Genomic DNA, 21,471 nt, shown 5'->3' with positions numbered 1-21,471 from the left:
TCAAGCCGCTTCGATCATGCTTTCCAGGGACCATCATAGTCGGAAACAATCTGCTCCATATCGGCTCGCGGTCGCTCAGGCATCTTGTTTGCAGCGGTTCCAATATGGACAAAACCGGCCACCCGCTCGTGCGAGGCAAGCCCAAGAAACGCCCTCGCCTGCGCGTCATCCGAATACCAGTTGGTAATCCAGTTCGTCGCATAACCGAGCGCATTTGCTCCGATGCAGAGGTTCATGGCCACGGCCCCCGCAGACAGAAACTGCTCCCATTGCGGGATGCGTTCATGGGCGACGGGCGAGGAAATGACGCCAATAACCAGCGGCGCCCGCGCAAAACGCGCCCTCTCCTGCTCTTTGCGGCTTTCGGGCAGCGGGCCTTCACGCTCCTCCGCTCGCTTGGCAAGATATTCGCCGACCTCGTGACGTTTGGCACCCCGATAGAGTATGAAACGCCACGGGGTCAGGCGACCATGATCCGGAACCCGCGCAGCAACCTTCAAAAGCCCTGCCAACTCATCCCCTTCCGGAGCCGGTTCGGAAATAGCCGAAATCGGCGTCGAGCTACGCTCCGCGAGAAATTCAAAAACCGGATGCTTCACAGAACAAACCTCATCGCTGAAATAACAAACGCTGCCTCTTCTCGCCCGTCTTCATTGAGCTGTAAAGCCTGTCAAGGAAAATTGAGGCTCATACTGATGCTGCAACGAAAGCTGCGTGCGGTGACGATTTGGTCTTGAATTTGCCGCAGGCTTGGGCTCAAAAGCATTATGTCTTACACACCGGATCCGCCTCGAGCAAAAAGGAAAGCGACATTGCGTGGCATAGCGCTTGCCTCTGCTCTTGCTCTGGTCTCGATAACATCCCTTGCCGCAGCGCAAGGCATTGATCCGACGACTGGCGAGCAAACCGGCCTCACCCTTCCTGAACCCGCACTCAACCTGCCGCAATTAAGCCCCTATGCGGCACCGGACAGCCCGGAAAACAATCCTTTGATGATGACCCGCAAGCTGGCTTTGAAAGCCCGGCTCAATCAGGATGGTTCCGATATATCGACTGGAATCGTGTGGCGTATTTTCGCGCCCGAGGCTGGTCCTGACGCGAAATTGCCGCTTATTGCTTCCTCGAAAGGCGGCAATGCCATTTTTGAGTTACCGGAAGGCAGCTATCTGGTGCATGTGGCCTATGGGCGCGCAGGCGCGACCAAGCGCATTACGCTGACAAGCGCCAACCGCGATGAAACGATGATACTCGACGCAGGCGGCATGAAACTGAGCGCGGTTTTGCCTGATGAGGGTAAGATAAACAGCGATCTGGTCCGTTTTTCCATTTATGCCGATGACGACAATAGCGACCGATCTTTGATAGCGCCGGGCATCAAGCCGGACACGGTCATCAGGCTTAACAGCGGCACCTACCATGTCGTATCCAACTACGGCTCCGCCAATGCGATCATTCGCGCGGATATTCGGGTGGAAGCGGGCAAACTCACCGAAGCAACAGTGCAGCACCGGGCGGCTGAAGTGACTTTGAAACTGGTGCGCGAAAAAGGTGGTGAGGCTCTGGCCGATACGTCCTGGTCGATTCTCAACGTTTCCGGCGATGTGGTGCGCGAAAGCGTGGGCGCCTATTCCTCGATGGTTTTGATGGAAGGCGAGTATGTTGCGGTCGCCAAAAACAAGGACCGCATCTATCAGCGCGATTTCAAGGTTGAATCGGGCAATAATGAAGAGATCGAAGTGGTGGCCAGCAGCGATTACGAAGTCCCGGATGACGCCGCCGATTGAACCACTCTGAAGATCGAAAGGCCCGCCCGATATGATCGGGCGGGCCTTTTATTCTGAAAACGCTTCAGTTTTTGTTCTGAGCCCGCCGCAGAAGGTCCGGCGGGGTTGCTTCGACGCGCAGGCGCGCGATTGCCTCATCCAACGACATGGATTCCTGGTCACGAGAACCCAACCGGCGCATATTGACGGATTTCTCTTCCGCCTCGCGCTTGCCGCAAACAAGAATCACGGGAACCTTCTGTAGTGAATGTTCGCGCACCTTGTAGTTGATCTTCTCATTGCGCAGGTCCGTCTCCACTTGCAGGCCCGCTTCCTTGAGTTTGGCTGCCGCTTCAAGTGCATATTCATCGGCTTCCGAGGTAATGGTCGCAACCACCACCTGAACCGGTGCAAACCACAGCGGCATGTGACCGGCGAAGTTCTCGATCAGAATACCGAGGAAACGCTCCATCGAACCGCAGATCGCGCGATGGATCATGACCGGCTGGCGCTTTTCGGAATCCTTGTCGATATAAAAGGCCCCGAAACGTTCCGGCAAATTGAAGTCAACCTGCGTGGTTCCGCACTGCCATTCGCGGCCGATCGCATCTTTCAGCGTATATTCGAACTTCGGCCCATAGAATGCGCCCTCACCCGGCAGGATGCCGGTTTTGATACCATTCGACTGCTGCTGAATTTGCTCCAGAACATTCATCATTACGGTTTCGGCGCGATCCCAAAGCTCGTCCGATCCTACCCGTTTTTCAGGCCGCGTGGAAAGCTTGATCGTGATCTCTTCAAAGCCGAAATCCTTGTAGACCGACAAGATGAGATCATTGATGCGCAGGCATTCCGCAGCCATCTGATCTTCGGTGCAGAAAATATGCGCGTCATCCTGCGTGAAGCCGCGCACGCGCATCAGACCATGCAGCGCGCCGGACGGCTCATAGCGATGCACGTTGCCAAATTCCGCCAGCTTGATCGGCAGGTCGCGATAGGATTTGAGGCCGTGCTTGAAAATCATCACATGGCCGGGACAATTCATCGGCTTCAACGCAAAGACGCGGTCATCATCGGTTTCGTCCGAAGCGACCGTCACCTTGAACATATTGTCGCGATACCAGCCCCAGTGCCCGGAGGTTTCCCACAGCGATTTGTCGAGCACCTGCGGCGCATTGACTTCCTGATAGCCATGATTGTCGAGACGACGGCGCATATAGCTCACCAGCGTCTGGAACATTTTCCAGCCTTTGGCGTGCCAGAAGACAACGCCCGGACCTTCTTCCTGAAAATGGAACAGGTCCATCTCGCGGCCAAGGCGGCGATGGTCGCGCTTTTCGGCTTCTTCAAGCATATGCAGATAGGCTTGAAGATCATTGTCATTGGCAAAGGCCGTGCCATAGATGCGCGTCAGCATCGGATTATTGGCGTCCCCGCGCCAGTAGGCGCCCGCGACCTTCATCAGCTTGAAGGAATTTCCAATCTGGCCGGTGGAAGCCATATGCGGCCCGCGGCAAAGATCGAACCACTCGCCCTGATTGTAAATCTTGAGGTCCTGACCTTCCGGGATCGCATCCACCAGTTCGACCTTGTAGCTTTCGCCCTTGTCGGCAAATACCTGTTTTGCCTTTTCGCGTGACCAGACCTGTTTGGTGAACGGCTTGTTGCGCGCAATGATTTCGCGCATCTTCTTTTCGATCACCGGCAGATCATCGAGCGTGAACGGTTCGTTGCGGGCAAAATCATAATAGAACCCGTTTTCGATGACCGGTCCGATCGTCACCTGCGTTCCGGGAAAAAGCTCCTGCACGGCCTCGGCCAGCACATGGGCTGTATCGTGGCGGATGAGTTCCAGTGCACGCGGGTCTTCGCGGGTCAGGATTTCCACCTTGCCGGAATTGCCCAGCGGGTCGGAAAGATCGCGCACGGTGCCATCGACTGCATAGGCGACTGCCTTTTTCGCCAGCGATTTCGAGATTGATTCCGCAAGCTCGGCACCGGTCATTGCGGCGTCATATTCGCGCTGTGAGCCGTCAGGAAATTGCAGGGAAACATTATTCGACATTTATGTTCTTCCTTATCCAGTCCCGCCAACGATTGCGGGTGGTTTTTCGAATTGTTATGTAAATAAGCGTTTAGTTACATAACAGGATGTGCTTTCGCCCATAAGGGGCGAGAATTCAACTCTTTTCGCGCCGCCAGAACCGCCACGGCATATACCAGTGCTGGCGTGCGGAAAGCATTTGCGGCACCGGATCGAAACCATGCGTTCCGAAAGGGCCGCAGCGTACGACGCGGAAGAGTCCGAGCCAGCCGCCGTTCCAAAAGCCATGACGCGCAATCGCTTCATAGGCATATTCCGAACAGGTCGGCATATGGCGGCAGGAATTGCCGATAAAAGACGAAAGCGTCAACTGATAAATGCGTATCAGCACGGTTCCAAACAGTCTTCCCGGCGTTTTGCGCCATGGATCGGTGAAATTGCGCGTCTCCCGCCTGACGTGGTTTGGTGCAGTTTCCGTATGGTTTCGACCACAAGAGCACATATCACGCAGCCTTCGCCTTTTCCTCGATCTGGCGAATGCAATCGGCGACGGCATCGAATGTCAGCAGCGTGGAGGCATGGCGGGCCTTATATTCACGCACTGGTTCAAAATATTTCAGATCCTCAAAACGGCCCTGCGGAGCGGGGCCATTTTCCTTGAGCATTCGATACATCGTATCGCGGACGGCCTTGAGTTCTTCAGCCGAAGTGCCAATGACATTACGCGCCATGACCGAAGAAGACGCCTGCCCCAGCGCACAGGCTTTCACTTCGTGAGCAAAATCGGTGACGATACCATCCGTCATTCCAAGATAGACGGTGACGGTCGAACCACACAGTTTTGAATGAACCGTTGCCACCGCATCCGCATTCTCAAGCCGTCCGAGCCGCTCGATATTACCGGCGAACTCAAGGATACGTTTATTGTAAACATCGTCGATCATTTAGACGAACCTTCCGCCCGGCGGGGCAAAAACAAAAAAATGTCAGCCAGCCATGGTTTGAAGTTGCATTTTCATGTCTATATAATAGGCAAGTCGCGACTGCGCCATGGACAGATTATCACATGGTGACGGGCAGCCGCACGAATATCCATCCGGCAGCCTGATGGTGCCGGATCAATACATCGCCCGCTCGCAAAAGCGTATCGTTGTATTGTCCGTTTAACTCGTCTCCTCTGCGAAGGAGACTACTGGAGAATACTGATGGACGCTCGTATCCTCAAAAAAGATGACGAATCCAACGTGCTCGTAAAAATGCACAAGCCCACGCAAGCCGAAGCCGAAGCTGCCGTGCGCACTCTTCTTCTGTGGGCAGGTGAAGATCCCACGCGCGAAGGGCTTTTGGAAACCCCCAAACGGGTCGTGAAATCCTATAGCGAATTGTTCGGCGGTTATGATCAAAGCCCCGAAGATGTGCTCGGCACGACCTTCGAGGAAGTATCCGGCTATGACGATACTGTTCTGGTGAAGGACATTTCCTTCTTTTCCCATTGCGAACACCATATGGTCCCGATTATCGGAAAAGCCCATGTCGCCTATCTTCCCGACGGCAAGGTTCTTGGCCTGTCCAAGATTGCGCGCGTGGTCGATATATTTGCCCGCCGCCTGCAAACGCAGGAAAGCATCACCGCGCAGATCGCAGGCAGCATTCAGCGCATTCTCAAGCCGCGCGGCGTTGCTGTCATGATAGATGCCGAACATATGTGCATGGCCATGCGCGGTATTCGCAAACAGGGTTCCAGCACGATTACGACCACCTTCACCGGCGCTTTCAAGGAAGAAGTCGATCAGCAGGTGCGTTTCATGAACCTTATTCGTCAATAGGGCGACCATGTCTATTTTCCCCTCCCCGCTTTCCGATAAGAAAGCGACCGAAGAAGGCGCGGTCTTTATGCCGCGCTTCGATGCTTCCGGCCTGATAACCGCCGTGGTGACCGATGCGCGCGATGGCGAATTGCTGATGGTCGCCCATATGAACGAGGAAGCCTTGCGTCTGACGCTGGAAACCGGCATCGCTCATTACTGGTCGCGCTCGCGCAACACGCTCTGGAAAAAGGGCGAAACGTCCGGCAATCTGCAAAGCGTGGTCGAATTGCGCATCGATTGCGATCAGGACGCTCTGTGGCTCAAGGTGCGCGTCGCAGGCGATGGCCCCACCTGCCATACTGGCCGGCGTTCGTGCTTTTATCGGCAGGTCGTGACCGATGAGGGAGCTGCCAATATACGACTTGAACCCTCTTGCGATCATATGCCCTGATTTTACCCCTGTCTGGGAACGTAATCAGGTACACGCCATCAATTTGCAGCATTTATTGTTTGGATACCATGCTTTGTTAAATTAAAAAGACAAAGAGGTGGTCATTAGCGATGCTTGCATGGGGAGCGCGGCGAAAGGCTGTAGCGACAACAGCCGATACGCCTGAAGAAGAAAATATCGAACTGCCACAGGCTGAGCAGGCACCGCAAAAAATCGCGCTCGCGCTTGGTGGTGGCGCTGCACGCGGCTGGGCGCATATTGGTGTGCTTCGTGCGCTTGATGAAGCAGGCATCGAGATTGCCATGATCGCAGGCACATCCATCGGCGCGCTGGTAGGCGGTTGCTATCTCGCCGGCAAACTCGACGAACTGGAAGAATTTGCCCGCAGCCTGACGCGGCGGCGCATGTTCAATCTGCTCGATATAACCTTTCGTGGCAGCGGCCTTTTTGGCGGCATGAAGCTCGACAGCCGCATGCGCGAACATCTCGATGGGGTCTCCATAGAGGACCTTTCCAGACCCTTTGTAGCGGTATGCACGGAATTGCACACCGGACATGAAATATGGCTCTCCACCGGCCCTTTGGTGGAATCCATGCGTGCGTCTTACGCTCTGCCCGGCGTATTCGCACCCGTGCGCTGGCAGGGGCGTATTCTGGTGGATGGAGCGCTGGTCAATCCGGTTCCCGTCTCCGTCTGCCGCGCCTATGAGCAGCGCCTCGTTCTTGCGGTCAATCTTCATTATGATCAATTCGGGCGCGCGGCGGTCATCAAGCACGCACAGTCGCAGCAGGACTCTTTTCCCGGCAGTCTTCGCAGTGAAAAGGAAAGCCGGTTGGGCATCACCAGTGTGATGATGGAAGCTTTCAACATCATTCAGGACCGTATTTCACGGGCGCGCATGGCCGGAGATCCGCCTGACGTATCGCTCATGCCAAATGTCGGCCACATCGGGCTTGCGGATTTTCATCGCGCATCGGAAGCAATCGATATGGGTTATAGCGAAACGGTTAAACGGCTCGAAGATATAAAGCGCCTTCAGGGAATCGTTCGCTGATAGCGGCCTCATATGGAAATGATTCTGGCCGGGACCGGCACGGAAGGGCGTTTATGCAGAATTTCTGCTTGCCTGTAAAAGATTTTATATATTTTCTGTTTCGAACGAACTCTTTGAAAAACCCCGCAAATCCGGGCTTCTTTCGACGGCTTTCATGATCCGGGAATATCTTTTTCCTATTCCCATGCAAAAAGATCGACTGAAGATGCAGAAGGGGCTTGTGCACCCCTAATCGATTTGCTACATGCCCCTCGCCGACGGTGTTCGGCTCCTACCACGGGCGGTCGTGGCGGAATTGGTAGACGCGCAGCGTTGAGGTCGCTGTGGGGCAACCCGTGGAAGTTCGAGTCTTCTCGACCGCACCATTTACCACTCTCAGAGAGTGTTTCCCTGATAAAACAAGCATATATACATATTTTAAATGCCACCCTCGGCTTGCAATTACGGGCGCATAAAACTCTGCCTGTGACGGGCAAAGCTTTCGCAACAATCTACCGCATATAAGATGTTTAAACGCGCCCCTACCCATAAGAGCGCGTTTGGCTATCCCTTATTTATGCTTCAGTTCTGCAAGGATAGCTTCTTCGTCCTCGCCCAGTTTTGGCGAGCGCTTTTCAAGCTTGAGTTCCGCATCCGAGAATCGGATTGGCGTGCGCAGCCCCGGAATACCCTGCGGATCGATCTTCATACCGCGGGCGATAAATTGCGGATCGGCAAAAACATCGGCTACAGTGTTGATCGGACCGGCCGGGACGCCAATTCTTGCCAGTTCAGCCAACAGGTCATCCCGTCGCCACTGGCGCGTTTTCTCCTCCAGCAATGCTGATAAGGCCGAACGATTGGCGACACGCGCCGCATTGGTCACGAAACGCTCATCCTGAGCCAATGCGTCAACGCCCAGCAATGTTGCCAGTTTTGCAAACTGGCCGTCATTGCCGCATGCAATGATGAAATAACCGTCAGCGACCGGCAATGTCTGGTAGGGCGCTATGTTGGGATGGGCATTGCCCATGCGCTTGGGCGTAACGCCTGAGGCAAGATAGTTCATCGCCTGATTGGCAAGAACCGCCGACATGCAATCAAACAGCGCCATATCGATATGCTGCCCCTTGCCGGTTCGCTCGCGCATGATCAGGGCCGATTGAATGCCGATTACGCTATAAAGACCGGTGAATATATCAGCAAAGGCCACGCCGATCTTCTGCGGTTCGCGATCCGGTTCTCCGGTCAGATCCATGATGCCGCCCATGCCCTGGATCATGAAATCATAGCCTGCGCGCTCGGCATAAGGGCCGCTATGGCCGAACCCGGTAATGGAACAGTAAATCAGTCGTGGATTGACAGCCTTCAGGCTTTCATAGTCGAGCCGGTATTTATCAAGGCCACCATATTTGAAATTCTCGATAACGACGTCGGCATCTGCAATGAGTTGCCGCACCAGTGCCCGCCCCTCATCCGTGCGAAAATCGGCCCTCACCGAGCGCTTGCCCCGGTTGCATGCATGAAAATAGGCAGCGGACTTCTCGCCTTCGACGTCAAGGAATGGCGGTCCCCATTGACGGGTGTCGTCCCCTTCCGGGCTTTCCACCTTAATGACGTCTGCCCCAAGATCGGACAAGGTTTGCCCGACCCACGGGCCCGCCAGGATTCGGGCCAGTTCTATGACTTTAAGGCCCGCGAGCGGTGTATCCTGCATGGTAAAACTTTCTATGAAAAAGCCCGCCCGCAAAAGCGAACGGGCCACAATGACGGCGTGAGAATATACTTAGAAGAAAGCCTGAATGCCGGTCTGCGCGCGACCGAGAATCAGCGCATGGACATCGTGTGTTCCTTCATAAGTGTTCACCGTTTCAAGATTCTGCGCATGACGCATGACGTGATATTCGATCTGAATGCCGTTTCCGCCATGCATGTCGCGTGCCTGCCGCGCAATATCGAGCGCCTTGCCGCAATTGTTGCGCTTGACGATTGAAATCATCTCCGGCGCCATTTTTCCTTCGTCGAACAGCCGTCCAACACGCAGGCTTGCCTGAAGGCCGAGCGCGATTTCCGTCTGCATGTCGGCAAGCTTCTTCTGATAAAGCTGGGTTCCGGCAAGCGGCTTGTTGAACTGCTTTCGATCCAGCCCATATTGACGCGCGCGCGCCCAGCAATCTTCAGCCGCTCCCAGCACGCCCCAGGAAATACCATAGCGGGCGCGGTTGAGACAGCCGAATGGTCCCTTGAGACCGGAAACATTGGGCAGAAGCGCATCTTCTGAAACTTCGACACCATCCATGACGACTTCGCCGGTAATGGATGCGCGCAGTGATAGCTTGCCGCCAATTTTTGGCGCGGACAGTCCCTTCATGCCTTTCTCAAGGATGAAACCGCGAATAGCATTGTCATGCGCTGCGGATTTTGCCCAAACGACAAAAACATCCGCGATGGGCGAATTGGAAATCCACATTTTGGAGCCGGACAAGCGATACCCGCCATCGATCTTTTCGGCGCGGGTTTTCATGCCGGCGGGATCGGAACCGGCATCCGGCTCCGTGAGTCCGAAACAGCCGATCAATTCGCCCGACACCAGACCCGGCAAATATTTCTTGCGCTGCTCATCCGAGCCATAGGCATAGATGGGATACATGACGAGCGACGATTGCACGCTCATCATCGAGCGATAGCCCGAATCGACCCGCTCGACTTCGCGCGCCACAAGGCCATAAGAAACATAACCAGCATTGGCCGCGCCATATTCCTCCGGCAGCGTGACACCCAGCAGACCCGCCTGCCCCATCAGCCGGAACAGTTCCGGGTCGGTTGTCTCGTCCAGATAGGCTTTCTCGACGCGTGGAGCCAGAACATCGCTTGCAAAGGCACGCGCAGAATCACGGATCATGCGTTCATCTTCGGTCAATTGCTCATCAAGCAGAAATGGATCTTCCCAGTTAAAAGCCGCTCGTGACATTCCCAGTCTCCTCAAATTCGGTTGACCGAATATGGCGCGGCGCGAAAAAGCATGCAATCGACGTTTACTCATTCATCTATTCCGTTTAGTAATAGAATAATGAACTCATTATCCAGACGATTGCTTCCTTCGACCAATGCACTGGCGGCATTTGACGCCGTGGCGCGGCATGAGAGTTTTTCTGCTGCTGCCGATGAATTATCTCTGACGCAAGGGGCGGTGAGCCGACAGATCGCTGCGCTGGAAGAACAGCTTGGCGCCCTTCTTTTTGATCGCAGCAGCCGGCATGTGGTTCTGTCGCAGGCAGGCCGAACCTATCTCGATATTGTTGGACCGGCGCTGGCGTCCATTCGTGCAGCGTCACTTCAGGTCATGTCGCAGATGCATCGCACGACGCTCAATCTGGCCTTTCTGCCGACCTTCGGCACACGGTGGCTCATTCCGCGTATTCCGCGTTTTGTGGCGCAATATCCCGATATTATCCTGAACTTCGCAACCCGCATCGGGCAGTTTGATTTTGAGCGCGAAGGGCTTGATGCGGCAATTTATATCGGCCAGCCCGACTGGCCCAATGCGGATTGTACATTTCTACTGGAAGAAATCGTTGCACCGGTATGCAGCCCGAAATTCCTGCAAGAACATCCCATCGGTGAGGCAGGGGATTTATTGCGCCTGCCGCTTTTCAACATGGCATCGCGCCCCGATGCGTGGAATCATTGGTTCAAAAGCCTCGGCATTACCGCACCTGTTCCCGGCGGCATGCGTTTCGAGCAGTTTTCCAATGTTTCCCAGGCCTGCATTGCGGGGCTTGGCGTTGCGCTCATGCCGCTATTTTTGATCGGTGCGGAAATAGAGAGCCGCCAGCTCGTCATCGCCTGCCCGCATAAGATAAAAAGCCGGGACAGTTATTATTTTGCAGCGCCGAAAGTGCGCGCGAATGCGCCTGCAATTACAGCTTTTCGCGACTGGCTTCTGGGCGAAGTCAGCCGCGAATTCGATCCTCATGCAATCGAGTTGCTGACAATTTCATAAGAACGCAAACGCTTTTGATGGTCATGGATCATGCCGGTGATCATCAGTTCATCAGCGCCGGTCCGCTCCGCAAATTCGCTGATGCCTTTTGCGACGGTTTCGGGACCGCCGACCACACGGCAGGAGAGCATCTGGCGAATGAGCGCCTGTGCCGAAGCATCGAGCTGCTCTCCATAACCTTCGACGGGCGGGGGAAGCTTGCCCGGCCGGCCCGTGCGCAGATTGACGAAAGACTGCATCTGCGACGTAAACAGATAATTGGCCTCTTCATCCGTCTCGGCAGCAATCACATTCAGTCCAAGCATGACATGGGGCTTATCGAGGAACTGCGATGGCTCGAAGCGCTCGCGATAAAGCGCGACCGCGCGCTCCATTTCCGCCGGTGCAAAATGAGATGCAAAAGCGTAGGGCCTTCCCAGAATAGCGGCAAGCTGCGCGCCAAACAGGCTTGATCCCAATATCCAGATTGGCACATTCAGCCCTGCTCCCGGCACGGCCTGCACCCGCTGCCCCGGCTCAACAGGGGCAAAGTAATTGGTCAGTTCCACCACATCCTGCGGAAATGCATTCGGATCGCTGTCGAGCGTGCGCCGCAGCGCATGCGCAGTAACCGGATCGGTCCCCGGCGCGCGTCCAAGCCCCAGATCGATGCGGCCCGGAAAGAGCGATTCAAGCGTGCCGAACTGTTCCGCCACCACAAGAGGCGCATGGTTGGGCAACATGATGCCCCCGGCCCCGACACGAATAGTCGATGTGCCCGCTGCAACATGGCCAATCACCACCGCCGTGGCAGCGCTGGCAATGCCCGGCATATTGTGATGCTCGGCCAGCCAGTAGCGATTGAAGCCGAGGCGTTCTGCCTGCTGCGCAAGTTCCAGCGTATTGCGTAATGATTGACCAGCATCGCTGCCTTCAGCAACGGGCGAAAGATCGAGAACGGATAAAGGTATCATGCCTGCTCATATGGGTTGAAAACTTGAGGTTGCAACATCAGCCAGAAAAAGGCGACCTATTTCTAGATCGCCTTCTATTGCCAACTCAATGCAAGTTTCAGTGATGCGGTGCAGGCTCCGGCTCGATCCCGCCTTCCTGCGCAGGTAGAAATTCGCCCTCGACGTCCTTCTTTGCAATGAAAGTGTAGAACATCGGCACCACAAACAGGGTGAAGACGGTGCCGATCGTGATGCCGGTGAAGATTACAAGACCCATCGAATAACGTGCAGCAGCACCCGCGCCGCTTGCGGTAATCAGCGGAACAACACCGAGCGCCATAGCCGCCGTGGTCATCAGAATCGGGCGAAGGCGGGTTTCAGCGGCAATGATGATCGCTTCGCGGCGGCTGTGCCCGTGCAGGCGGCGTTGCTGATTGGCGAATTCCACCATCAGAATGCCGTGCTTGGTAATCAAGCCCACAAGGGTGATCAGGCCGACCTGCGTATAGATGTTGAGCGTGCCAAGGCCCAGATTGAGCGGAACAATAGCCCCGAACATCGAAAGCGGCACCGACATCATGATGATAAACGGATCACGGAAGCTTTCAAACTGGGCCGCCAGCACCAGATAGATCACGATGACCGCAAGGCCGAAGGCGATCATGATGGTGTTACCCTGTTCGACCTCAAGGCGCGACTGGCCGGAATAATCGAGGAAAAAGCCTTCCGGCATTTTCTGCCTTGCCAGATCAACCAGCGTCTGAAGCCCCTGGCCGGTGGTCACGCTGGGCATTGGCAGCGCTGAAATCGTTGCGGAATTCAGCTGATTGAACTGCTCGATAGCGGCGGGCGATGCATTTTGGTTGATTTTGATGACTGCGGACAAAGGCACCATCGCGCCGGAGACGCTGCGAACATAAAAATCGCCAAGGTTTTCCGGATTGGCCCGATAGTTATCCGGCACCTGCGTGATGATGTCGTAACTGTTGGAGTCGCGATCAAATTTTGCAATCGATGCACCGCCGGTCAGTAGGCCGAGAGTTGTGCCGATTTCACTTATCTGAATGCCAAGCGCGGCGGCGCGATCACGATCGATGGTGATTGTCGTTTGCGGTGCATTGAAGGAAAGCGAGTTCTGCACGACGATAAACTGACCGGTCGCCTGCGCTTCGTTCTTGACTTCCTCCGCAAGCTCAAAGACCTGATCCGCCGACCCGGTAGACTGAAGGGCAATGGAGATCGGCAAGCCTCCGCCCGTACCGGGCAAAGAAGGTGGCGCGAAAATGAAGGCCTCGACACCGGCCAGCTTGTCCAGGCGAGCCGTCAGGTCTTCCTGAATCTGCTTTTGTGAGCGCGTGCGATCCCCCCAGTCGGCGAGCACCCAAAGCGCGATGCCGGAATTGGTGCCGCCATCCATGCCGACGATCTGGAAGCGGGTTTTCAGTTCGGGCAGATCCTTGGTCGCTTCGTCGATTTGCTCGGCATAAAGATTGGTATAGGCCGATGTTGCGTATTGGGGCGCGTTAAAGAGCGAAAACAGCGCTCCGACATCCTCTTCCGGAGCAAGCTCGGTGGATGTATTGACGAACAGGAAGCCCGTCAGCGCCACCAGTGCTGCGACGATCATTAAGGTGATCGGCCGGTAATTCAGAGAATTCGAAACGCGACGATGATACCATTTTTCGACCTTTGTGAATGTGTTGTCGACAAAAGTCTGAAACCGTGACGTATCCCCCTGCTTGAGCATGCGCGCGCACATCATGGGCGAGACGGTCAGCGCCGCAACGCCGGAAATGATGACCGCACCCGCCAGCGTGAAGGCAAATTCACGAAACAGCGCTCCCGTCAGCCCGCCGGTAAAGCCCAGAGGAGCGAACACGGCTGCAAGGGTGATCGTCATGGCGACAATCGAGCCGGTGATTTCCTTCATTCCCTTGAAGGCGGCATCCATCGGACGCAGCCCTTCCTCAATATGGCGGTGGACATTCTCCAGCACCACGATGGCGTCATCGACCACCAGGCCGATCGACAGAACCATCGCGAGAAGCGAAAGGAGATTGATTGAAAAACCAAGCACATAAAGGAAGAAGCAAACGCCGATCAGCGAAATCGGAATCGTAACGATCGGGATCAGAACGGCCCGGAACGACCCAAGAAAGATGATGATGACCAGAATGACGATGGCCACGGCTTCGGCAATGGTCGAAAACACTTCCCTGATTGAGGAGCTGATCTGTTCGGTCGCATCATAGACCAATACAATGCTCATGCCTTCCGGCAACGAAGCCTGGATCGATGGCAATTCTTTGCGCACAGCCGTCGCCATATCGATCGGATTAGCCGCCGGTGTCGGGAAGACGCCGAGGAATGTGCCAGCCGTACCATTGAATGAAACGATGGTATCCGTGCTTTCCGCAGCCAGTTCCACCCTTGCCACATCGCGCAGGCGCACGATCTCGTCACCCGCCGACTTGATCGGCATGGCGCCAAAGGCTTCCGGCGTCTGCAAGGTTGATTCCAGCGTAATCGACGACGCGACATATTCGTTCTTCGTCTTGCCGGGGGCAGAGAGAAAGTTCGATGCCTTGATCGCGGCAAGAACTTCCCCCGCCGTAATTTCGCGCGCGGCAAGTTGAATAGGATCAAGCCAGACACGCATGGAATAGACCTGCCCACCCAGAATTTCCGCTTTGGCGACCCCCTGAATGGTCGACATGCGCGGCTGAATGACCCGCGTGAGATATTCGGTGATCTGTTCGCTCGTCATATTCGGGTTCTGGGCGGCCAGATACATTGTGGCAAAACTCTGCCCCGTACCCTTGACGATTACCGGATCCTCCGATTCCGTTGGCAGCTTGCCGCGAACCTGATTGACCTTGGCAATCACTTCCGTAAGCGCCGCATCCGGGTTGGCGCCCAGCTTCATCTGCACCGTCACCACGCTCATGGATGGGCGGCTCGATGACGTCACGTAGTCGATATTTTCGGTCGTCGCGACAGATTCTGCTATCGGCGCGGTAATAAAACCCTGAATAAGATCAGCGCTGGCACCCGCATAAGTCGTGGAAATCGTAATGACCGTTTCATCGACCTTGGGATATTCACGCACCGAAAGCTGCGCAATGCCCTGTAGGCCGAGCAGGATGATCATGAGCGCGACCACGGTGGCAAGCACTGGTCGTCGGATGAAAATATCGGAAAAACTCATCGCATACGCCTATTGCTTGGCAACCGTTGGGGTCGGGTTGATCGTATTGTCGATTTTGACTTCTACCCCTGAAGCCAGCCGGTTCTGGCCGGCGGTAATGACGATGTCGCCTTCTTTAAGACCTTCGGTGATCTCCGCAACGTCGCCAAGCCGTCGGCCTATCTTGACAAACACCTGTTGCGCGACCTGCTTTTTCTCTTGATCCGCTGCGGCCTGCTCCCCTTCTTTTGGCTGCTGGGGCCGTACGGCATAGACGTAATCACCATAAAGGCTCGTCACGATCGCGGTTTGCGGCAGGGTCAGTACATTATCTTCTTTGGGCAACTCGACGCGCACTTGCACGAACTGGCCGGGAGTCAGGTGGGCTTTGGAATTTTCCACTTCCGCACGAACCGAAACCATGCGTGTCGACGGGTCGATTTTTGGATCAATGCCGACGATCTCACCTCTGTTATCAAGGGACGTCGAGCTTGGACCTGCAAGCACGGGCTGGCCAAGCTTCAGATCGGAAAGCGACTGTTCAGGCACTGTAAAATCGATGCGCATGGTGTCGGTTTCCTGAAGCGTCGCAATCACGGTTCCGGGTGTGAGATACTGGCCTAAATCGACTTTTGCGATACCGATAGTGCCCGAAAACGGGGCAGTTACAGTCTTTTGTTCCAGCACTGCCTTAAGCTTGGCGACCATCGCCTTTTTGGCGCTCGCAGCCGCGGCGGTCGTATCGACATCCGACACGGCCCCCACTCCGCGGGCTCGCAATGTATCGGCGCGCTTGAGATTTTGGTCCGCAAGAACGGCTTCCGCCTCCGCAGCGACGAGATCGGCCTTTTCTATACTGTCATCAAGCTTGAGAAGAACATCGCCCTGCTCGACTTTCTGATTCGCTTTGAACCCAATATTCTCCACGATGCCGCTGACCTGCACCGTAAGGTCAACACCATTGCGCGCATTTGCCGTTCCGATGGCTTCAATACCCGGCGTCCAGACACCCGGCTCCAGTGTTACCGTGGAAACAGTCTTTGCAGGCTGCTGCATATTGGCGAAAAAGTCCTTGATCGCCTGCGTGCGATAAAGATTGAACCCGACCAGACCGCCAACGACGATCACCAGGAAAACTATTGCCAGAATAAGGCGTTTTATCATTGCGGGTCCATTTCAGAGGCGGCGCTGGGGCATGTCTTCCAGCTTCGGTCGCCGCGCTCGCACGTAATTTACTTGAACGAGGGAGGCAAAAAACTGTACCGTCCGGACGGTAATGTCAACTATCGAACTGTCAGGATTGATCGAAATTGCTAACCCGAACCAAGCTATCGTCACGCGATCGCATCGTACGAGCAGCAGTGGAACTGGCCCATGAGGTCGGCCCCGCCCATTTATCGCTTGATGCGGTAGCCGCTCGCGCCGGCCTGTCAAAAGGAGGACTGCTTTATTCGTTCCCCACCAAGGCCCGGCTTCTCGAAGCCGTGGTCGAGGAATATATGAAAGATCATGAAAAGGCGGTGGACCAGCAGCAGAAGCTTCAGCAAGGCGACAAAAACCGCGCCGCGCGGGCATTTGTCGATGTCTATCGTCTTCAGGCTGACGATGCGCCACCCGGCTGCGGCGTGCTTGCCGCTCTCATGGAAAATCCGGATTTCATGATCCCCGTGCGTCACTATCGGCGCGCGCTGCTTGACCGCATGCTTGACGATGCAACCGACACCGACGTTGTTCTTTTTACCTATCTTGCCCTCACCGGGCTTGAATGCAGCAAGCTTCTCGACTGCGAAGTGCTCTCCGAAGAAGAATGTCGCTCTGTGATCTGCCGGTTGGAGAAGATACTGGAAGCGGGTTAACGCATGTCGCCCGCAAGTGGGAACCGGTTTCGGGATAACGGCATGCGTAAAAACAAAACCTTGTCAAAGGGCTGGCATATCTCCGCGCGCCCAACGCGCCGAGGTTTCTGCGGAAAAACCGGCAAAATCACCCTGTGCAATTGCCGCTCGAATGCCTTTCATCAGGTATTGGTAATAGGCTAGATTATTCCAGGTGAGCAGCATTGAAGCGAGCGTTTCCCCCGATTTCACCAGATGATGCAGATAGGCGCGGCTGTAATCGCGCGCTGCGGGGCAATCGGATTCCGGATCGAGCGGGCGCGGATCTTCCGCATGGCGCGCATTGCGCAGATTGACCTTGCCAAAACGGGTAAAGGCGAGACCGTGCCGTCCGGCGCGGGTGGGCATAACGCAGTCAAACATATCAATGCCGCGCGCCACCGATTTGAGAATATCGTCGGGCGTGCCGACCCCCATCAGATAGCGCGGCTTTTCGGCTGGCAGGATCGGGCATACCACTTCAAGCATATCCAGCATGACCTGCTGCGGCTCGCCTACGGCAAGTCCACCCACTGAATAGCCTTTAAGATCCATCGCTTTCAGCGCCTGTGCCGAACGTTCGCGCAGCCGGGCATTGTCGCCCCCCTGCACGATGCCGAACATGGCTTTGCCCGGCTGGTCACCAAAAGCAATCTTGCAGCGCTCCGCCCAGCGTAAGGAAAGCTCCATCGCCCGTTCGGTATTGGCTTCCGGCGATGGCAGCGCCACGCACTCATCAAGCTGCATCTGAATATCCGAGTCGAGCAATCCCTGAATTTCAATCGAGCGCTCGGGCGTCATTTCATAGGGCTTGCCGTCAATATGCGACTGGAACGTCACGCCATTTTCATTCAGCTTGCGCAATTGCGCCAGCGACATGACCTGAAATCCGCCGGAATCGGTCAAAATCGGGCCTTTCCAGCCGCCAAATTCATGCAAACCGCCAAGACGCGCCACACGTTCCGCGCCGGGGCGCAGCATGAGATGATAGGTATTGCCCAGGATAATATCCGCTCCCAGTTCCTTCACCTGATCCATATACATGGCTTTTACGGTTCCGGCGGTTCCGACAGGCATAAAGGCAGGCGTACGCACCACGCCGCGCGGCATGGAAATTTCACCCTGGCGCGCGGCACCGTCGCGCGCCAATACCTGAAACTCGAATTTCTCGCTGCTCATGCTGTTCTCTCTGGAAATCTGCTGGGATGAAACCGCTTCATGCACGTTCAAGCAGGCTCGCATCACCATAGGAATAGAAACGATAATTGCTGCTGATCGCGTGCTTATAGGCTTCGCGCATCGTATCAAGCCCGCTAAAGGCCGAAACGAGCATGAATAGCGTCGAACGCGGCAGATGGAAATTGGTCATCAGAAGATCGACCGCACGAAAGCGATAGCCGGGGGTAATGAAAATATCGGTCGCGCCCGACCATGGACGGACAATGCCATCTTCGCCGGTTGCACTTTCGATCAACCGTAACGACGTCGTGCCGACGCAGACAATGCGCCCGCCGCGTTCATGCACGGCATTGAGCGCATCGGCGGTTCTTTGCGAAACATGGCCGATTTCCGAATGCATCTTATGGTCACCCGTATCGTCGGCTTTCACCGGCAGAAATGTGCCTGCACCCACATGCAGGGTCACGAAATGCTCTTCAATTCCGCGCTTTTTGATCTTTTCAAGGAGTTCGGATGTGAAATGCAGCCCCGCCGTTGGCGCTGCAACTGCGCCCTCTTCGCGGGCAAAAACCGTCTGGTAATCCTTACGGTCGCGTTCATCTTCGGCGCGCTTTGAGGCGATATAGGGCGGCAGCGGAATATGGCCGACCGCAGCAATGGCTTCATCAAGGATCGCGCCGGACAGGTCGAACACCAGAAGCGCCTCGCCCGCCTCGCCTTTCTCTTCGACCGTCGCGTCGAGTGTTCCCAGAAAACAGCTTGAACCGGAATGGCCGAAGCGGATGCGATCCCCTTCCTTGACCCGCTTGCCGGGTCGCAAAAAAGCTTTCCACCGGTTAGGGCCCATGCGCATATGCAGGGTCGCACCTATCTGCGCTATCGCCCCTTCACGTTCGCGCAGGCCTTCAAGCTGTGCCGGTATCACCTTGGTATCATTGAAAACAAGCGCATCACCCGGCTGCAACAGATCGGGAAGCTCATATACCTGTCGATCTTCAAACGGCTGACCGGAACGAATGCGAAGCAATCTTGCATGATCGCGCGGCTCCACCGGACGCAGAGCTATACGCTCTTCCGGCAGGTCGAAATCGAACAGGTCGACACGCATGTTTCACCTTTGCATGATTGCGGCCCCGGCAAGACCGGAGCCGCAATTTCTCGTTGGAATAGGGATTAAATATCGGCAGCGATCCGCGCGCTCACGATCACATCGGGATCGGCAACCGGCTCGCCGCGCTTGATCTTGTCCACATTGTCCATGCCTTCGATCACCTGTCCCCAGACCGTGTACTGGCGGTCGAGCCATGGCGCATCGGCAAAGCAGATGAAAAACTGCGAATTGGCCGAGTTCGGATTTTGCGAACGCGCCATCGAAGCGGTGCCGCGCTTGTGCTGGGTATTGGTGAATTCCGCCTTGAGGTCGGGCTTGTCCGAGCCGCCCATACCAGCACGCGAGCCGTTGAAATGCGCACCGCCCGTCTTGCCGAACTTCACATCGCCGGTCTGCGCCATGAAGCCATCGATCACGCGATGGAAAACAACGCCGTCATAGGCGCCTTCACGCGCCAGTTCCTTGATGCGCTCGACATGGCCGGGCGCCAGATCGGGATAGAGTTCAAGAATGACATTCCCTTTCGTGGTTTCGAGAACGAGCGTGTTTTCAGGGTCTTTGTAAGCCATGTGGGCCTCTCCTTTTCAAACTTATTTCCTGTCGGCCCCGATCGTGGCCTTGATGATCTTGTCCGGATTCTCAACCGAGCCATTATCGGCTTCGTTGCCCTTCTTGATCTTGTCGACCGCTTCCATGCCACTGGCAACCTTGCCAACCACCGTATACTTGCCGTTCAGGAAGGAACCATTGTCGAACATGATGAAGAATTGTGAATTCGCCGAGTCGCGGCTCTGACCGCGCGCCATGCCCACCGTACCGCGAACAAACGGTTCTCTGGAGAATTCGGCCGGAAGATTGCCATAATCCGAACCGCCGGTGCCAACGCTGGATGCATCATAGCCCTTGTCGATATTGCCGAACTTCACGTCACCGGTCTGCGCCATGAATCCCGGAATAACGCGGTGGAAAGCAACGCCGTCATAAGCGCCATCGCGAACCAGTTTCTTGATCTGCTCCACATGTTTGGGTGCAAGGTCGGGCCGAAGCTCGATGGCGACATCGCCATCTTTAAGAGAGAGAATAACCGTATTTTCAGGTTCGGCGGCCGAAGCGATAGACGCAGTTCCAAGGGTAAATGCGGCAATGGCGGCAGCGGCAAACGCTGAACGGATGAATGACATTATCGAAAACTCCCTGCAATCAGGATTTGAATTTGGCTTTGAGCGCCGCAGCAACGGCTGCGGGAACGAAAGGACGAATATCTCCGCCCATGGACGCAATCTGGCGAACCAATGTGGCGGTAATCGTGCGCACAGCCGGATCAGCAGGCAGAAATACCGTCTGCAATTCCGGCGCCATTATTCCGTTCATGCCTGCCATCTGCATTTCATAATCAAGATCGGTGCCGTCACGCAAACCGCGCACCATCAATTGCGCACCCGACTTGCGCGCAACGTCGATCACCAGATTGTCGAATGAAACGACAGAAACGCGCCTGGCATCCTCACCCAGAATATCCCTGGAACACACGTCAATCAGTTCCACACGTTCCTCGAAGCTGAAGAGCGGTTTCTTCCCCGGATGCACGCCTATTGCAACGATGACCTGATCCGCCAGGCGCAGCGCACCTTTCAAGACATCCACATGGCCGTTGGTTACCGGGTCGAAGGAGCCCGCATAGATCGCGATCGTCATTTCTTCCAGCTATCCTTTTCCGATCAGATTTTCAACAACAACCACGATGAATAAGAAAACAGAAACCATGAAAGCAGATGTTTGCTCTATGAACAATGATTGCAGGGAAAGTTCACGTCCGGTTTACCAGAATAGGGGCAAGCTCAATGCAACCTTTTTGCATCTCATGCGTATATATGTCGAAAGGATACCGCGATGATGATATTTCTTCTGGCATTATCCATGATGGTGGCAATGGCTGCTTCGGCAATCATACTGCTTCTGGAAGAGAACGAAGCAAAGAAACAGCGGGTGCGGCCGGTAGCTTTCAACCTCAATTCGATGCGCAATCTGGGCTCGCATTGAAAGTTTCTTCAGATTTGCCAACTCCTCCAGTCTTGGCACACTAAA

General features: G+C 55.4%; 21 protein-coding genes and 1 tRNA gene. 8 read left to right on the top strand and 14 right to left on the bottom strand.

Annotated elements, in window-relative coordinates:
• Window positions 1-14: 14 nt before the first annotated feature.
• Window positions 15-599 carry a nitroreductase family protein gene (locus DKP76_RS09000; RefSeq protein ID WP_109706123.1) on the bottom strand — a complete coding sequence of 195 codons (585 nt, stop codon included), beginning with the start codon at window positions 597-599 and terminating at the stop codon, window positions 15-17.
• A 168-nt stretch (window positions 600-767) separates the two neighbouring features.
• Here DKP76_RS09000 and DKP76_RS08995 point away from each other — a divergent pair, with 168 nt between their 5' ends.
• On the top strand, window positions 768-1,784 hold the full coding sequence (locus tag DKP76_RS08995; protein WP_109706122.1) for a hypothetical protein: 1,017 nt from the start codon (window positions 768-770) through the stop codon (window positions 1,782-1,784).
• 64 nt (window positions 1,785-1,848) lie between these two features.
• Here DKP76_RS08995 and thrS read toward each other — a convergent pair whose 3' ends face one another.
• The 3 genes from thrS to DKP76_RS08980 all read right to left on the bottom strand — a co-directional run bounded on the left by thrS (window position 1,849) and on the right by DKP76_RS08980 (window position 4,751).
• A complete protein-coding gene (gene thrS, locus DKP76_RS08990; protein ID WP_109706121.1) occupies window positions 1,849-3,828 on the bottom strand; it encodes a threonine--tRNA ligase in 1,980 nt (659 codons plus the stop codon).
• A 115-nt stretch (window positions 3,829-3,943) separates the two neighbouring features.
• Complete coding sequence (gene yidD, locus DKP76_RS08985) at window positions 3,944-4,309, bottom strand: membrane protein insertion efficiency factor YidD (RefSeq protein ID WP_109706120.1); 366 nt, start codon at window positions 4,307-4,309, stop codon at window positions 3,944-3,946.
• A 1-nt stretch (window position 4,310) separates the two neighbouring features.
• Complete coding sequence (locus tag DKP76_RS08980) at window positions 4,311-4,751, bottom strand: iron-sulfur cluster assembly scaffold protein (RefSeq protein ID WP_109706119.1); 441 nt, start codon at window positions 4,749-4,751, stop codon at window positions 4,311-4,313.
• 261 nt (window positions 4,752-5,012) lie between these two features.
• Between DKP76_RS08980 and folE the strand changes: the two genes are divergently transcribed.
• The 4 genes from folE to DKP76_RS08960 all read left to right on the top strand — a co-directional run bounded on the left by folE (window position 5,013) and on the right by DKP76_RS08960 (window position 7,486).
• Complete coding sequence (folE, locus tag DKP76_RS08975) at window positions 5,013-5,633, top strand: GTP cyclohydrolase I FolE (RefSeq protein ID WP_109706118.1); 621 nt, start codon at window positions 5,013-5,015, stop codon at window positions 5,631-5,633.
• 7 nt (window positions 5,634-5,640) lie between these two features.
• Window positions 5,641-6,066: a phosphoribosyl-AMP cyclohydrolase gene (hisI, locus tag DKP76_RS08970; RefSeq protein WP_109706117.1), complete on the top strand. Its 426-nt coding sequence runs from the start codon at window positions 5,641-5,643 to the stop codon at window positions 6,064-6,066.
• A 110-nt stretch (window positions 6,067-6,176) separates the two neighbouring features.
• Window positions 6,177-7,121 (top strand): patatin family protein, encoded by a 945-nt coding sequence (locus DKP76_RS08965; protein ID WP_109706116.1) that lies wholly within the window; start codon window positions 6,177-6,179, stop codon window positions 7,119-7,121.
• Window positions 7,122-7,401: 280 nt separating this feature from the next.
• Window positions 7,402-7,486 (top strand) — tRNA-Leu (locus DKP76_RS08960).
• Window positions 7,487-7,671: 185 nt separating this feature from the next.
• On the opposite strand, the gene DKP76_RS08955 is transcribed toward DKP76_RS08960, so the two are convergent.
• Window positions 7,672-8,817 (bottom strand): CaiB/BaiF CoA transferase family protein, encoded by a 1,146-nt coding sequence (locus tag DKP76_RS08955; protein ID WP_109706115.1) that lies wholly within the window; start codon window positions 8,815-8,817, stop codon window positions 7,672-7,674.
• A 69-nt stretch (window positions 8,818-8,886) separates the two neighbouring features.
• On the bottom strand, window positions 8,887-10,071 hold the full coding sequence (locus DKP76_RS08950) for an acyl-CoA dehydrogenase (RefSeq protein ID WP_109706114.1): 1,185 nt from the start codon (window positions 10,069-10,071) through the stop codon (window positions 8,887-8,889).
• Window positions 10,072-10,170: 99 nt separating this feature from the next.
• On the opposite strand from DKP76_RS08950, the gene DKP76_RS08945 reads away from it, so the two are divergent.
• On the top strand, window positions 10,171-11,103 hold the full coding sequence (locus tag DKP76_RS08945) for a LysR substrate-binding domain-containing protein (RefSeq protein WP_109706113.1): 933 nt from the start codon (window positions 10,171-10,173) through the stop codon (window positions 11,101-11,103).
• Here the strand turns inward: DKP76_RS08945 and DKP76_RS08940 are convergent.
• From DKP76_RS08940 to DKP76_RS08930, 3 genes are all read right to left on the bottom strand, one after another.
• On the bottom strand, window positions 11,073-12,056 hold the full coding sequence (locus DKP76_RS08940) for an LLM class flavin-dependent oxidoreductase (protein ID WP_109706112.1): 984 nt from the start codon (window positions 12,054-12,056) through the stop codon (window positions 11,073-11,075). The genes DKP76_RS08945 and DKP76_RS08940 overlap by 31 nt on opposite strands.
• Before the next feature lie 97 nt (window positions 12,057-12,153).
• Complete coding sequence (locus tag DKP76_RS08935; protein ID WP_109706111.1) at window positions 12,154-15,243, bottom strand: efflux RND transporter permease subunit; 3,090 nt, start codon at window positions 15,241-15,243, stop codon at window positions 12,154-12,156.
• Window positions 15,244-15,252: 9 nt separating this feature from the next.
• The gene (locus tag DKP76_RS08930; protein WP_109706110.1) at window positions 15,253-16,386 is read right to left on the bottom strand and encodes an efflux RND transporter periplasmic adaptor subunit; all 1,134 of its coding nucleotides are present in this window, start codon (window positions 16,384-16,386) and stop codon (window positions 15,253-15,255) included.
• Window positions 16,387-16,532: 146 nt separating this feature from the next.
• On the opposite strand from DKP76_RS08930, the gene DKP76_RS08925 reads away from it, so the two are divergent.
• A complete protein-coding gene (locus DKP76_RS08925; RefSeq protein WP_109706109.1) occupies window positions 16,533-17,078 on the top strand; it encodes a TetR/AcrR family transcriptional regulator in 546 nt (181 codons plus the stop codon).
• A 63-nt stretch (window positions 17,079-17,141) separates the two neighbouring features.
• Here DKP76_RS08925 and tgt read toward each other — a convergent pair whose 3' ends face one another.
• The 5 genes from tgt to coaD form a co-directional block, all read right to left on the bottom strand.
• Window positions 17,142-18,275 carry a tRNA guanosine(34) transglycosylase Tgt gene (gene tgt / locus DKP76_RS08920; protein ID WP_109706511.1) on the bottom strand — a complete coding sequence of 378 codons (1,134 nt, stop codon included), beginning with the start codon at window positions 18,273-18,275 and terminating at the stop codon, window positions 17,142-17,144.
• A 37-nt stretch (window positions 18,276-18,312) separates the two neighbouring features.
• Entirely contained in the window at window positions 18,313-19,383 is a 1,071-nt protein-coding gene (gene queA, locus DKP76_RS08915) for a tRNA preQ1(34) S-adenosylmethionine ribosyltransferase-isomerase QueA (protein WP_109706108.1), read from the bottom strand.
• A gap of 65 nt (window positions 19,384-19,448) precedes the next feature.
• The gene (locus tag DKP76_RS08910; RefSeq protein ID WP_109706107.1) at window positions 19,449-19,955 is read right to left on the bottom strand and encodes a peptidylprolyl isomerase; all 507 of its coding nucleotides are present in this window, start codon (window positions 19,953-19,955) and stop codon (window positions 19,449-19,451) included.
• A gap of 21 nt (window positions 19,956-19,976) precedes the next feature.
• Complete coding sequence (locus DKP76_RS08905; RefSeq protein ID WP_109706106.1) at window positions 19,977-20,567, bottom strand: peptidylprolyl isomerase; 591 nt, start codon at window positions 20,565-20,567, stop codon at window positions 19,977-19,979.
• A gap of 19 nt (window positions 20,568-20,586) precedes the next feature.
• Window positions 20,587-21,081, bottom strand: a complete 495-nt coding sequence (coaD, locus tag DKP76_RS08900) for a pantetheine-phosphate adenylyltransferase (RefSeq protein ID WP_109706105.1) — start codon at window positions 21,079-21,081, stop codon at window positions 20,587-20,589.
• A gap of 195 nt (window positions 21,082-21,276) precedes the next feature.
• Between coaD and DKP76_RS19360 the strand changes: the two genes are divergently transcribed.
• On the top strand, window positions 21,277-21,426 hold the full coding sequence (locus DKP76_RS19360; RefSeq protein WP_199224785.1) for a hypothetical protein: 150 nt from the start codon (window positions 21,277-21,279) through the stop codon (window positions 21,424-21,426).
• Window positions 21,427-21,471 lie beyond the last annotated feature (45 nt).

Source organism: Falsochrobactrum shanghaiense, from assembly GCF_003149535.1.
GTDB lineage: Bacteria > Pseudomonadota > Alphaproteobacteria > Rhizobiales > Rhizobiaceae > Brucella > Brucella shanghaiense.
The sequence above is the reverse complement of the archived record's forward strand: the minus strand, read 5'-3'. Positions and strand labels throughout refer to the sequence as shown.